The sequence below is a fragment of the Methylophilus sp. Leaf414 genome, assembly GCF_001425425.1.
Lineage (GTDB): Bacteria > Pseudomonadota > Gammaproteobacteria > Burkholderiales > Methylophilaceae > Methylophilus.
Window position 1 is genome coordinate 820,248 of sequence record NZ_LMQQ01000001.1, and the last position, 12,765, is coordinate 833,012.

Genomic DNA, 12,765 nt, shown 5'->3' on the forward strand with positions numbered 1-12,765 from the left:
ACCCAAGAAAAGCCAAATTGGCCCTACTCATATAAATCCTTACTGAAACCTTAAAAACACCAGTCACGATTTGGCATTTGAGACAGCCATGGTAATAACTATCTGTTTAGAATCATAAAAATTTAAGTCTTATAAAAAATGACTCGAACACTTTTATATATTTTATCGATAACTTTAAGCGTTCTTATTGGAGTTTCAGGGATTACTATGAAATCTATCCCACCTTGATCGGCATTTTGCCAATAAGTTTGTCGAGGGTGACAGGATAGTCACGCACACGAACACCTGTGGCATTGTAAATGGCGTTCGATACTGCTGCAGCCACACCACAGATACCTAACTCCCCGACGCCTTTGGCTTTCATAGGGGATGAGATAGGATCAGTTTCTTCCAGGAAAATCACTTCCTGGTGCGGAATGTCTGCATGTACTGGGACTTCATAGCCTGCCAGATCATGATTCACAAAATAACCATAGCGCTGGTCGACCTCCAGTGACTCCATCAAAGCAGCCCCTACCCCCATGGTCATCGCGCCAATCACCTGGCTACGTGCCGTTTTTGGATTAAGGATGCGCCCGGCTGCGCAAACGGCTAACATACGGCGAATCCTGGTTTCGCCGGTGTAAGCATCCACAGCAACCTCTACAAAATGTGCACCAAAGGTGGACTGCTGGTATTTTTTATCAAGATCACCGAATTCAATCGTATCTTCAGCGTTTATACCTTGGCTGCCCGCCAATTCCGCCAGAGTAAAGCTCTTTGAGCCATGAAGGATTTTCTCATCAGCAAAAACAGCACTCTCGATATTGAAATTTGCTTTTTGCGCGATGGCTTCCCGCAATTTGACACAGGCAGCATACACACCTGAAGTAGAACTGTTACCGCCCCACTGACCGCCTGAACCAGATGAAACCGGAAAATTCGAGTCGCCAAGTCTGACATTGACCTTTGCTAAAGGCACGCCCATCATTTCCGCCGCCGTTTGGGCAATGATGGTGTAGCTGCCGGTACCGATGTCCGTCATGTCAGTTTCAACAGTCAAATAGCCACGCCGATCCAGACGTACGCGCGCAGCTGATTTCGTGACGATGTTATCCCGATAAGCGGATGCGACTCCCAATCCAATCAACCAGCGGCCTTCACGCAATACCCCAGGCTTAGCTTTTCGTTTGCTCCATCCAAATTGTTTAGCGCCAGTTTGGAAGCACTTCACCAGTTGGCGTAAGGAAAATGGTGGATGAGGATTTGGTGGCTCTTTTTCTTCAGTTTTTTTGGATTGTGAATCTGTCGATGAAGGTTTAGCAGGAGAGTCCGGAACAGTTTGAGTGTCATTCCTGATGCGGAACTCAATGGGATCCATGCCTAATTTCTCTGCCATTTCATCCATGGCGATTTCCAGCGCCGCCAGCCCGGAAGCCTCGTTTGGCGCACGCATGGCGTTGGCTTCAGGTAGATCCAGCCTGGACACGCGATTCGAGGTCATCCGGTTTGCTCCCGCATACAGGGAGCGCGTCTGGAATGCGCCGGCCTCAGGCCCGCCCTCCGGCAAGTTGCCCGACCAGCTTTCATGGCCGATAGCGGTAATCAGTCCATCTTTATGAGCGCCAATGCGTATGCGCTGAATCGTTGCGGAACGGTGCGTTGTATTGTTAGGGATCAAAGCGCGCTGCAAACTCACTTTCACGGGGCGTTGTGCGGCCCTGGCTGCAAGGGCGGCCATTAAGGCATCAGAGCGCAAAAATAATTTGGCACCAAATCCACCACCGATATACGGGGATATCACCCGCACTTTTTCCTTGGCAATGCCGAGAGTCTTCGCCATATCTCCAACCGCCCAATCGATCATCTGATTAGAGGTCCATAGTGTTAACTGGCCGCCATCCCAGGCTGCAATCGTGGCATGCGGTTCCATCATCGAATGCGATTCATGGGAGGTGGAGTAAGTCGCATCCAACTTTAAAGATGATGATGCAAAAGCGGCGTCGAAATTACCTACGGCACTCTCACCCGCTGTACCCGTATCATCTGTGGGGACGCCTTTGGGCTTTTCTTTTTCCAGGTCATAATAGCCCTTGGATCGCTCATACTTAACCTGGATCAGGTGAGCGGCAGCCCGGGCTTGTTCAAAGGTTTCGGCCACCACAATGGCGATAGCCTGGTGATAGTGCTGAATTTCTGGGCCACCCAGCAACAGGGCTGTATTGAATTTACCTTTAGCGAGCTTTCCCGCATTTTGGTAAGTCACGATTGTGATTACGCCAGGATAAGCTTTGGCAGCTGATAAATTAAGTGAGGTAATGTGGCCTTTTGCAATACTCGATCCAAGTATGTAACCATAGGCCTGGTTTGCGATAACGTCATTCCGGTCATAGGCATAAGGCGCGGTGCCAGTGGTTTTGAGCGGGCCATCAATGCGGGAAACGGGCTGACCCACCACTTTCAGCTGGTCTATAGGGTTATTGGTTGCCGGGGTATCGAATTTCATGGTTATGCCTTCGCTTCATTGATGACCGACGCTAGCGTACGTTCCACTAGGGACACTTTAAATGCATTGTCATGTGTGGTACGCGCATTTGCCAACAACTTAGCCGACACTGCTTTGGCCCCTTTCGGCAAAGCCCGCTCAGCTTCCTCAACGCGCCAGGGCTTATGTGCCACGCCGCCTAGCGCCACTCTGCCTGATCCGTCTCGTTGAATAATGGCTGCAACAGATACAAGAGCAAAGGCATAAGATGCGCGGTCCCTTACTTTCCGGTAAATGTGAATGCCTCCAACAGGCGGCGGAAGTGTCACCGCAGTGATCAATTCCCCCTTCTCCAGCGTATGTTCGATCTGGGGTGTATTACCAGGTAACCTGTGCAACTCAGCAATAGGTATTGATCGGGTTGACCCGTTCGAACGAACTGTCTCAATCGTCGCATCCAATACCCGCATGGCAACAGCCATGTCGCTAGGATGAGTAGCAATACATTGATCACTCACGCCTACAATCGCATGATTGCGGCTATATCCGCCAAGTGCCGCACAGCCAGTCCCGGGCTCCCGTTTGTTACAGGGCAGATTGGTATCATAAAAATAAGCACAGCGAGTACGCTGTAATAAGTTACCCGCCGTGGTTGCCTGATTTCTCAGCTGACCGGAGGCGCCTGCAAGCAAGGCTCTTGAAAGGACGCCATATTTGCGCCGCACAATGTCATGCGCAGCAAGGTCCGTATTGCGCACCAGGGCACCGATTCGTAAACCCCCATCGGTGGTAGGTTCAATTTTGTCCAAGCCAAGGTCATTGATATCAATTAAATGACCAGGAGTCTCTACCTGCAATTTCATTAAATCGAGGAGGTTAGTCCCGCCTGCTATGAATTTCGAATTACCGATACGTGCTGCTTTGACAGCCGCATCAACCGGTAAATTGACTCTCTCATAAGTAAATGCTTTCATCTGGATACCCCGGCAACTTCTGTGATGGCTTCCTGGATATTTGAATAAGCACCACAGCGGCATAAATTACCACTCATGCGTTCTCTGAACTCAATAGGGCTCATCTCAATTGGGTGTGTCAGATCCTCCGTGACATGACTCGGTATCCCGGCTTTGATCTCATCAAGCATCGCAACTGCGGAGCAGATTTGTCCCGGAGTACAGAATCCGCATTGATAGCCATCGTGCTTGATGAAAGCAGCCTGCATCGGATGTAGATTATTCGGAGTACCCAAACCTTCAATCGTAGTGATGTCGTGGCCTTCTTGCATCACTGCAAGGGTAAGGCATGAAGCGATACGTCGTCCGTCTACGATGACGGTACAAGCGCCACACTGGCCTTGATCACAGCCCTTTTTCGTCCCGGTGAGATGCAGTCGCTCCCGCAGGGCGTCAAGTAGCGTAGTTCGTGAATCAACCAGCAACTGGTGCTCACTGCCATTCACTCTCAATAAGACATTCACCTTGGAAGGCTCGGTAGTCTGTGAAGGCTGGATAACTGATCTGGCTTCAGCTTCAGTCGCAATTTTGGCAACCGCTATCGCTCCACTTGAAGCCGCAGTATTTCTTATGAATTTACGTCTGTTTGGATCGAATTCAGCCATTCTTCACTTCCTTGAAAAAGAGATTGCCGGATTTATCAATACTATTCGCGACAACTAGAGTGATAGATAAGAGTGGATTAAGTTCCTGTTCGATACGGCGGAGACAGGAATGAGAAGAATGCAGCCCGGAAAATTTGATGGAAAATAAATAACAATCTAAGACATTCATTATTTTAAAGCCCCAGAAACAAAGGTCCTGAAGACGAGTTATTTACTTATGGGTTTTGAAAAGTAATTAATGTTTGCCTGCCCACAAATTTTTTTAATTTCCCCTCTTGAAATGTGGCTTTATACCCCAAATTAGCAATCAAGGTGCGCGAGTGCTAAAATGCGCACTGCAACTCAACGTTGGTTATTTTTTATTAAAACGCTTCCCAAATAATACTTTAGGAATACAAGGAGACTTTTATGAGTATTCGTCCATTGCATGATCGAGTGATTGTTAAACGCGCCGCTGAAGAGCGCACAACCGCTTCTGGTATTGTGATTCCAGACAGCGCAACTGAAAAACCTGATCAAGGCATTGTGCAAGCCGTTGGTAACGGTAAAAAAGATGACAACGGAAAATCTATTCCGTTGGACGTAAAAGTGGGCGACAAAGTGTTGTTCGGCAAATACTCCGGTCAAGCAGTTAAGGTCGATGGCGAAGAGCTGTTGGTTATGCGCGAAGAAGACATCATGGCGATTGTTGAGTAATTCTTGACCGCTTTTAAGGCGATTCTGCTTACAGCATCCCTTTTCAGCGCTTCATGATTAGACACAATTTCTAGTAAAAACCAATTGAATATTAAGCAATTTAGGAGAATTTAAATGGCAGCTAAAGACGTAAGATTTGGTGATGACGTTCGCCAAAAAATGGTTAACGGTGTCAACGTATTGGCTAATGCAGTACGCGTGACTTTGGGCCCTAAAGGCCGCAACGTAGTGTTGGAGCGTTCTTTCGGCGCGCCTACCATCACTAAAGATGGTGTTTCTGTAGCCAAAGAAATCGAATTGAAAGACAAGTTCGAAAACATGGGCGCTCAGATGGTGAAAGAAGTGGCTTCTAAAACCAATGACATCGCCGGTGACGGTACAACGACTGCCACAGTGTTGGCACAAGCGATCATCCGCGAAGGCATGAAATCTGTAGCAGCTGGTATGAACCCGATGGACCTGAAGCGCGGTATCGATAAAGCAGTTGAAGCTGCTGTGGCTGACCTGGCTGCACAATCCAAGCCATGTACAACCAGCAAGGAAATCGCACAAGTAGGTGCTATTTCTGCAAACTCCGATAGCTCAGTTGGCCAGATCATTGCTGATGCAATGGACAAAGTGGGTAAAGAAGGCGTGATCACTGTTGAAGACGGTTCAGGCCTGACCAATGAATTAGATGTGGTTGAAGGTATGCAGTTTGACCGCGGTTACCTGTCCCCTTACTTCATCAACAATCCAGAGCGTCAAATTTCGTTGCTGGACAATCCTTTCGTGTTATTGCACGACAAAAAAATCTCTAACATCCGTGACCTTTTGCCTACACTGGAGCAAGTCGCTAAAGCTGGCCGTCCACTGCTGATCATTTCAGAAGACGTAGATGGCGAAGCACTGGCTACCCTGGTGGTGAACAACATCCGCGGCATCCTGAAAACCACTGCTGTGAAAGCCCCTGGTTTTGGTGACCGTCGTAAAGCCATGTTGGAAGACATTGCTGTGTTGACCGGTGGTACCGTGATTTCTGAAGAAGTTGGCCTGAAACTGGAAAGTGTACAACTGACTGACCTGGGTCAAGCGAAACGCATCGAAGTGGGTAAAGAAAACACCATCATCATCGACGGCGCTGGCAACGAAGAAACCATCAAAGCCCGTATCGGCCAGATCAAAACTCAAATCGAAGAAGCGACTAGCGACTATGACCGTGAAAAACTGCAAGAGCGCGTAGCCAAACTGGCTGGTGGTGTTGCTGTGATCAAGGTTGGCGCGACAACAGAAATCGAAATGAAAGAGAAAAAAGCCCGCGTGGAAGATGCATTGCATGCAACACGTGCTGCGGTTGAAGAAGGTATCGTAGCTGGTGGTGGCGTTGCGCTGATTCGTGCCCGTGATGCGATTGCTAAAGTGAAAGGTGAGAACCTGGACCAGGAAGCTGGCGTGAAAATTGTATTGCGCGCAGTTGAAGAGCCATTGCGCCAGATCACGCAAAACGCTGGTGTTGAGCCATCTGTAGTTGTGAACAACGTTGCTGCCGGTAAAGGTAACTACGGTTACAACGCTGCTAATGAAACTTACGGTGACATGATTGAGATGGGTATTCTGGACCCAACTAAAGTAACCCGTTCTGCATTGCAGAATGCCGCTTCAGTCGCTGGCTTGATGCTGACAACGGATTGCATGGTTGCTGAGTTGCCTAAAGAAGATGCGCCAGCGATGCCGGATATGGGTGGTATGGGTGGCATGGGCGGTATGATGTAATTTTGCATTTAAGCAGTTCAGTGATACTGCGTTGCGCAAGTCTTGCCATACTAAAATGTATTGTCTTCGACTTGCGCGCCTTGTCTCACTTTCCTGCTTAACGCAAAATGCCCTAAGTAGCATTTCAGACAAAACCCGCTTTGGCGGGTTTTGTTTTATAGGCTTTCTCGGACATAATCACGCATTATGTTGTCGATACAAAGCAACATCCTCAAATCACGAAAGAACCCTTAATGACAATCGAATTAAAAACCCTGACCCAGCGCCTGAGCTATATCGTGGGTGAAAACCTGGCTCACCAGCTTAAAAATGATAATCTTGAGCTGGATGCAGACGTGGTTGCGCTTGCTGTCCGCGATGTGATGACAGACCAGCCATCCCGTTTATCGAATGAAGAAAAGCAAAGCGCGGTTGAGCAGGTACAGAAAGAAAGCCAGGCAAAACAAGTGGCTGCACAGGCAAAAAACAAGGCTGACGGCGTGGCTTACCTGGCTGAGAATGCTAAAAAAGAAGGCGTGACAACTACTGACAGCGGCCTGCAATATAAAGTATTGGTGACTGGCAACGGTGCAAAACCTGTCCCTAGCGATCGCGTAAAAGTGCATTACAGAGGCACGCTGATTGATGGCACCGCATTTGATAGCTCTTATGACCGTGGTGAACCTATCGTTTTCCCGGTGACCGGTGTGATTTCTGGCTGGGTAGAAGGCTTGCAGTTAATGCAGGTTGGCAGCAAATTCGAGCTGACGATTCCTTCTGAACTGGCTTATGGTGCTAACGGTAGCGGCCCGGTGATTGGTCCGGATGCGACGCTAGTATTTGAAGTTGAGTTGTTGGGTATTGAATAACTGTTTTAAACAAAGAGATTAGTACAAAAAACCCGCCAAGGCGGGTTTTTTATTATCTCAGCTTTGAAATCAGCCCCGGCTAATAGGCCTCTAGATCTGACTCAAGTGCGGCTGGATTTAGGCTTGAAAACGTAAAAAAGGTTAGGCTCACTGACGATATATACATTGCCTTCATCATCGATGGAAACGCCCTCGGCTTGCGGGACATTTTCGTGCAATCCGTGAAAGCCTTTCCATAAGGCTAATGACCCCAGCGTTTGACCTTGTTCGTTAAACTGTTTGAGCAATTTGGACTCATCACTAAGCAAAAAGAAATGACCAGTACGCTCATGATAGGTGACTGAGGATAAATCCCTTAGTGCCCATTTTAACGCGGGATCAAATTGTGTCATCCGCTGCACTTCTATCTGGCTCTGCTTGTCTTCATTCGGCTCATACAAGCCTGTCACAGACATCACATATTTAGGATCACGCTCTTTCACTACGATCAGCCGGTGGTGAACGCTATCCCACGTTACTCCCTCAAAATTCTTGTTACCACGCTCGTTCATGCCAAACTTCAGCAACCGTGCATCCTTGATTGAGAGTTCACGCGTCTCCGGTTTTATTTGCAGTAACCAGAGTTTACTTTCGCGCTCATCGGCAACTACATAATAATCTTTCTCCAGGTGTGAGATGCCTTCCAGGTCATCAGTGCCGTGGACTTTGATTTCACGGATAGGTTTGCCATCACGGGTTAACTCTACAATCATGCTCATATCATTGAGCACGGTAAACAATGTGCCTGTTTCATTATTGAACGCCAGGCCAGAAGCATTTTTGTAATCAGCGAGCTGTTTGCCTTCGATGGCTACCTCATATTCGGATAGATCGAGGCCATGATGATCATGATGAGTGAATTGATGCCACACATGCCAGGCCAGCGCTTCGGCCTTCATGACATACAGGGTGGAGGCGATGGACGCAATAATCGCCAGAGTAAAGCCTGCTTTTAATAACTTTGTTTTACTAAACTGCAAAATAATCTTCTCATTCATTTGAGCTAACTACCAGACTGCGTTCGCTAAGTATAGTTCCTGGTTTTATAGAGCATTTACATGACAAGGATGCGATACGGCGCAATAGCCCGCGACAGAATTAGCTGGAAAAATTTTAAACAGGATCTAAGTGCCTGTGAAGCAATTAGATGAACTCATTAAGAATAAACAAATTCTAGAAAATGGACTGGAATGACTAGCAAAAGGATCAGGCAGATTCCTGGCGTTGACCACGGCCTAATAGAGCACTGACGGCGTCTTGCGCGGTTTTTTGATTAGTCAGCAACTGATTCACTTCAAAAGTAATGGGCATCTCGACATGAATAACCTCAGCGCGCCGCATTACTTCCCGTGCTGTATTCACACCCTCAGCGACATGCCCTAGACCGGCCAGAATGCTTTCCAGTGATTTCCCTGAAGCCAGTTGCAACCCTACTTCACGGTTGCGGGAATATTGGCCGGTACACGTCAGGATCAGGTCACCTGCCCCGGCCAGACCCATAAAGGTATCAGCTTTAGCACCTAAAGCCATGCCAAAGCGGGTAATTTCAGCAAGGCCACGGGTAATCATGGCTGCACGTGCATTATTACCAAAACCCATACCATCTGAGATGCCGGCGGCAATTGCCATCACGTTTTTCACTGCACCACCCACTGAGGCACCAATGACATCAGTGCTGTTGTATACACGCAGACAGCTTCCATGGATTAACTGCGCGGCTTCTTGGGCAAGTTCTGTATGGTTGGCCGCGAGCGTGATCGCGGTTGGCAAGCCTCGTACCAGTTCAGCCGCAAAACTGGGGCCGCTTAATACGCCCCAAGGGTAAGCACTGCCCAGTTCTTCCTGCGCCACTTCAAAAGGCAGTTTTGCAGTTTGTGGCTCCAAGCCCTTATTGGCCCAGATCAAAGGCTGGCTTATTCCCAACGCTTTCAGCTGTTGCAAAATCGGACGGAAACCCGCAGTCGGCACCACAGATAAAATCAAATCTGATCCAGCAACGGCTGTTGCGAGGTCATCTTCAACGGTCAGTTTTTCAGGGAAAGGGAATTCACCCAGGTAGAGGGGATTGGCGCGCGCTTTACGCATACCGGAAACGTGACCACTATTACGCGCCCACAGCACCACTTCATGCCGTAATGCGATATGCATGGCAAGCGCTGTACCCCAGGCACCTGCACCCAAAACTGCGACTTTACTCATTTACATTTATCCAGAAAAAACAGGCCATCACTGACCTATTTTTTTGCTTAAATAAAATAGTCTTAAAAATTAATTAGGCGCGCCAGCGGCTTGGGCAGCCTGCTGTTGCTGTTGCAGGTACAACGCTTCAAAATTGATAGGGTTCAGCAATACTGGCATGAAACCGGCACGTGTCACCATGTCGGAAATTGCTTCGCGCGCGTATGGGAACAGGATGTTAGGGCAAGCCACTGACAGGATAGGCTCAAGATTTTCTTGCGGAACATTACGGATCGCGAAAATGCCGGATTGGTTAACTTCTACCAGGAATGCAGTTTTGTCTTCAATTTTAGCAGTCACCGTCACCTTGATAGACACATTAAAAATGCCATCCTGTACTTGCTCAACAGCATTACCCAACTCTACGTTGATTTGCGGAGTAGTACGCTCGGTGAAAATAGCTGGTGCATTTGGCACTTCGATGGATGCATCATGCACGTACAGTTTTTCAATACTGAAAACTGGACCTGCGTTTTGTTCTGCTTGGTTTTGTGGTTCCTGAGCCATGAATCGTCCTTATAATATCTACGCAAAGCCGCTATTCTAACTGGTCATCCACGGCCTGACTATGTGTTTTTTGTGAAGGTTTTGATCTGGATTTCAATCTCGACATCAGGCCGCCAGCAATGGGTCCAACTCACCGCGTACATCCAGTGCATGCAAATCATCAAAACCACCTACATGTCGCTCATCAATGTAGATTTGCGGCACGGTGCGGCGACCGGTTTTCTCCATCATTTCTGCGCGCAGTTCAGGCTGTAAATCTATACGGATTTTTTCAATCTCGGTCACACCCTTGTTGCGCAGCAAACGTTCGGCATTGATGCAATAAGGGCAGACTGCCGAGGTATACATCATTATTTTTGCCATGATTCCCTTTCCAACTTCACTTTAATGATTGTTCAAAGATTACTCAGCTGTTATTTTCCCAGAGGCATCTTGGCTTCAATCCAGGCCTGCATACCACCTTTTAACTGATGCAATGCCGAAAACTGCTTTTCCCGGAGTACTTTCACCGCTGCGCGGGTACGGTTGCCCCGCTCGCAGACCAGCAATACCGGTTTGTCCTTGAACTTCTCCAGCTCTGCTACGCGCGTTGCCAATTGCGACAACGGGATATTGCGCGCGCCTTGCAAGTGCCCTTGCTTGAATTCATCAGGCTCGCGTACATCCAGAACCACAACCTGCTTGCGGCTCATCAGCATCACCGCTTCAGTGACTGTTAGCAATGTGCTACCCGCTGCAGAACGGTTTAACAGTGGAAATAGTAGAGCCACGCCTGAGCCGATTGCCAGCCCGATTAATAGAACATTTTCTTTAAAGAATTCCACTTGATCTTTTACCTAAGCTTGTTGTCGAACCTGTCGCCCGCATCACCGTTGTTAGGTATGCGCCGCCAGCGGTTGCGATTATAATAGAGTAATTCTTGAATCCGACTTTCAGTCACCACATTTAAACGGTAAGCCATGTCAATTAAACCTGTTATTTTACTGATTCTGGATGGCTTCGGTCATAGCGAAATCCCGGAGCACAATGCAGTACTGCAAGCCAACACACCTAATCTGGATCAACTCAAGGCCCATTATCCACATGGGCTGATTAACGCCTCCGAACATTACGTTGGCCTGCCCGCAGGGCAAATGGGTAACTCTGAAGTAGGCCACCTGAATATTGGGGCAGGACGTATCGTTTTTCAAGACTTTGAGCGCATAAACAATAGCATCAGCAGTGGCGAGTTTTATAAACTGCCAACACTGGTCAACACCATGCAAACCGTCAAAGCTAACGACAAAGCCCTGCATATCCTGGGATTGCTGTCCGACGGCGGGGTCCATAGCTACCAGCCGCATATCCATGCATTAATCGAAATGGCTAAACAGCAAGGCCTGAACAAGGTTTACATCCATGCATTCCTCGATGGTCGAGACACCCCGCCTAAAAGTGCCCAACCCAACCTTGAAGCGCTGGAAAAAGAGCTGAAACTGCAAGGCGTGGGCAAGGTTGCCACAGTAGGTGGCCGTTTTTATGGCATGGATAGAGACAAGCGCTGGGAACGCGTTTCAGTCGCTTATGAATTACTGGTGAATGGTGTAGCAGAGTATGTCGCGCCGGACAGCCTGACTGCCTTGCAACAGGCTTATGCACGCGATGAAAGTGACGAGTTTGTTAAATGTACGGCTATCAGAAACGCTGATGATGCGCCTGTGCGCATGGAAGATGGCGATGCGCTAGTGTTCATGAATTTCAGAAGTGACCGCGCGCGCCAACTCACTGATGCGTTGCTGAAACCAGACTTTGATGGCTTTGTGCGTAGCCGTGTGCCTGCATTTAGCCACTATTTGACACTTACGCAATATGATAAAAACCAGCGTTTGGCGCAGCCGATTTTTGCACCTTTCACTGTGCCGAACACATTTGGCGAATATGTCGCCAACCTCGGCCTCAAACAATTACGGATTGCCGAAACCGAAAAATATCCGCATGTCACCTTCTTTTTTAACGGTGGCGAAGAAACCGTATTTACGGGTGAAGACCGCATTCTGGTGCCCTCCCCCAAGGTGGCCACTTACGATTTGCAACCAGAAATGAGCGCCCCTGAGCTCACCGACAAACTGGTGGCTGCTATTGAGTCCAGGCAGTACCAGGCGGTGATTTGCAATTATGCCAATGGTGATATGGTCGGCCATACCGGCAACCTGCAAGCGGCGATTAAAGCCGTTGAAACGCTGGATACATGCGTGGGCAGAGTCGTCGCAGCCGCACAAAAAAGCGGGGCCGAAGTCATCATCACTGCCGACCACGGCAATGCCGAAAGCATGTTTGATCACGACAGCGCCCAAGCGCATACCCAACATACCACTAATCTCGTGCCGTTCATTTACATTGGCCGCTCGGGGAAAGTGAATGAAAGTGGCGCGCTGTCTGATATTGCACCGACGTTACTGAAATTAATGGGTTTGCCAAAACCGGCAGAAATGACTGGTGAAAGCCTGGTTACATTGAATGAAGCAGCCTAAGCAAACTTTGTTGGTGCATGCCTGATATCCTGTTAGTTCGCCCCCTTTTGCGCAGATTGTTTTCAGCATCGGCCCTCCTTGCCCTGTTCATGG

Annotated in this window: 12 protein-coding genes; 4 read left to right on the top strand and 8 right to left on the bottom strand. The window is 48.5% G+C overall.

Going from position 1 to position 12,765, the window contains the following annotated elements; all coding sequences use genetic code 11:
* Positions 1–214: 214 nt before the first annotated feature.
* From ASG24_RS04035 to paoA, 3 genes are read right to left on the bottom strand one after another with little or no spacing between them, the layout of a single operon-like run.
* A complete protein-coding gene (locus ASG24_RS04035) occupies positions 215–2,485 on the bottom strand; it encodes a xanthine dehydrogenase family protein molybdopterin-binding subunit (protein WP_055868117.1) in 2,271 nt (756 codons plus the stop codon).
* A gap of 2 nt (positions 2,486–2,487) precedes the next feature.
* On the bottom strand, positions 2,488–3,438 hold the full coding sequence (locus tag ASG24_RS04040) for a xanthine dehydrogenase family protein subunit M (protein ID WP_055868120.1): 951 nt from the start codon (positions 3,436–3,438) through the stop codon (positions 2,488–2,490).
* Positions 3,435–4,082, bottom strand: coding sequence for an aldehyde dehydrogenase iron-sulfur subunit PaoA (gene paoA, locus ASG24_RS04045; protein ID WP_055868124.1), 648 nt, complete (start codon positions 4,080–4,082; stop codon positions 3,435–3,437). Before paoA ends, ASG24_RS04040 begins: the two co-directional genes overlap by 4 nt.
* Positions 4,083–4,490: 408 nt before the next feature.
* Here paoA and ASG24_RS04050 point away from each other — a divergent pair, with 408 nt between their 5' ends.
* The 3 genes from ASG24_RS04050 to ASG24_RS04060 all read left to right on the top strand — a co-directional run bounded on the left by ASG24_RS04050 (position 4,491) and on the right by ASG24_RS04060 (position 7,378).
* The gene (locus ASG24_RS04050; RefSeq protein ID WP_055826602.1) at positions 4,491–4,778 is read left to right on the top strand and encodes a co-chaperone GroES; all 288 of its coding nucleotides are present in this window, start codon (positions 4,491–4,493) and stop codon (positions 4,776–4,778) included.
* 114 nt (positions 4,779–4,892) lie between these two features.
* Positions 4,893–6,530 (top strand): chaperonin GroEL, encoded by a 1,638-nt coding sequence (groL, locus tag ASG24_RS04055; RefSeq protein ID WP_055826605.1) that lies wholly within the window; start codon positions 4,893–4,895, stop codon positions 6,528–6,530.
* 233 nt (positions 6,531–6,763) lie between these two features.
* Complete coding sequence (locus tag ASG24_RS04060) at positions 6,764–7,378, top strand: FKBP-type peptidyl-prolyl cis-trans isomerase (protein WP_055868128.1); 615 nt, start codon at positions 6,764–6,766, stop codon at positions 7,376–7,378.
* A gap of 101 nt (positions 7,379–7,479) precedes the next feature.
* Here ASG24_RS04060 and ASG24_RS04065 read toward each other — a convergent pair whose 3' ends face one another.
* From ASG24_RS04065 to ASG24_RS04085, 5 genes are all read right to left on the bottom strand, one after another.
* Positions 7,480–8,415, bottom strand: coding sequence for an SdiA-regulated domain-containing protein (locus tag ASG24_RS04065; RefSeq protein WP_082487971.1), 936 nt, complete (start codon positions 8,413–8,415; stop codon positions 7,480–7,482).
* A gap of 208 nt (positions 8,416–8,623) precedes the next feature.
* The gene (locus ASG24_RS04070) at positions 8,624–9,616 is read right to left on the bottom strand and encodes an NAD(P)H-dependent glycerol-3-phosphate dehydrogenase (RefSeq protein ID WP_055868130.1); all 993 of its coding nucleotides are present in this window, start codon (positions 9,614–9,616) and stop codon (positions 8,624–8,626) included.
* A gap of 69 nt (positions 9,617–9,685) precedes the next feature.
* Positions 9,686–10,162, bottom strand: coding sequence for a protein-export chaperone SecB (secB, locus tag ASG24_RS04075; RefSeq protein ID WP_055826615.1), 477 nt, complete (start codon positions 10,160–10,162; stop codon positions 9,686–9,688).
* A 105-nt stretch (positions 10,163–10,267) separates the two neighbouring features.
* Positions 10,268–10,525, bottom strand: a complete 258-nt coding sequence (gene grxC / locus ASG24_RS04080; protein ID WP_055868133.1) for a glutaredoxin 3 — start codon at positions 10,523–10,525, stop codon at positions 10,268–10,270.
* A 50-nt stretch (positions 10,526–10,575) separates the two neighbouring features.
* A complete protein-coding gene (locus tag ASG24_RS04085) occupies positions 10,576–10,986 on the bottom strand; it encodes a rhodanese-like domain-containing protein (protein WP_055868135.1) in 411 nt (136 codons plus the stop codon).
* Positions 10,987–11,121: 135 nt separating this feature from the next.
* Here ASG24_RS04085 and gpmI point away from each other — a divergent pair, with 135 nt between their 5' ends.
* Positions 11,122–12,672, top strand: coding sequence for a 2,3-bisphosphoglycerate-independent phosphoglycerate mutase (gene gpmI, locus ASG24_RS04090; RefSeq protein WP_055868138.1), 1,551 nt, complete (start codon positions 11,122–11,124; stop codon positions 12,670–12,672).
* The last annotated feature ends 93 nt before the right edge of the window (positions 12,673–12,765 follow it).

Coding starts and splice junctions, on each gene's coding strand:
- ASG24_RS04070 (WP_055868130.1), bottom strand. CDS start 9,616: ATGAGTAAAGTCGCAGTTTTGGGTGCAGGTGCCTGGGGTACAGCGCTT.
- grxC (WP_055868133.1), bottom strand. CDS start 10,525: ATGGCAAAAATAATGATGTATACCTCGGCAGTCTGCCCTTATTGCATC.
- secB (WP_055826615.1), bottom strand. CDS start 10,162: ATGGCTCAGGAACCACAAAACCAAGCAGAACAAAACGCAGGTCCAGTT.
- groL (WP_055826605.1), top strand. CDS start 4,893: ATGGCAGCTAAAGACGTAAGATTTGGTGATGACGTTCGCCAAAAAATG.
- gpmI (WP_055868138.1), top strand. CDS start 11,122: ATGTCAATTAAACCTGTTATTTTACTGATTCTGGATGGCTTCGGTCAT.
- ASG24_RS04065 (WP_082487971.1), bottom strand. CDS start 8,415: ATGAATGAGAAGATTATTTTGCAGTTTAGTAAAACAAAGTTATTAAAA.
- ASG24_RS04040 (WP_055868120.1), bottom strand. CDS start 3,438: ATGAAAGCATTTACTTATGAGAGAGTCAATTTACCGGTTGATGCGGCT.
- ASG24_RS04060 (WP_055868128.1), top strand. CDS start 6,764: ATGACAATCGAATTAAAAACCCTGACCCAGCGCCTGAGCTATATCGTG.
- ASG24_RS04035 (WP_055868117.1), bottom strand. CDS start 2,485: ATGAAATTCGATACCCCGGCAACCAATAACCCTATAGACCAGCTGAAA.
- paoA (WP_055868124.1), bottom strand. CDS start 4,082: ATGGCTGAATTCGATCCAAACAGACGTAAATTCATAAGAAATACTGCG.
- ASG24_RS04050 (WP_055826602.1), top strand. CDS start 4,491: ATGAGTATTCGTCCATTGCATGATCGAGTGATTGTTAAACGCGCCGCT.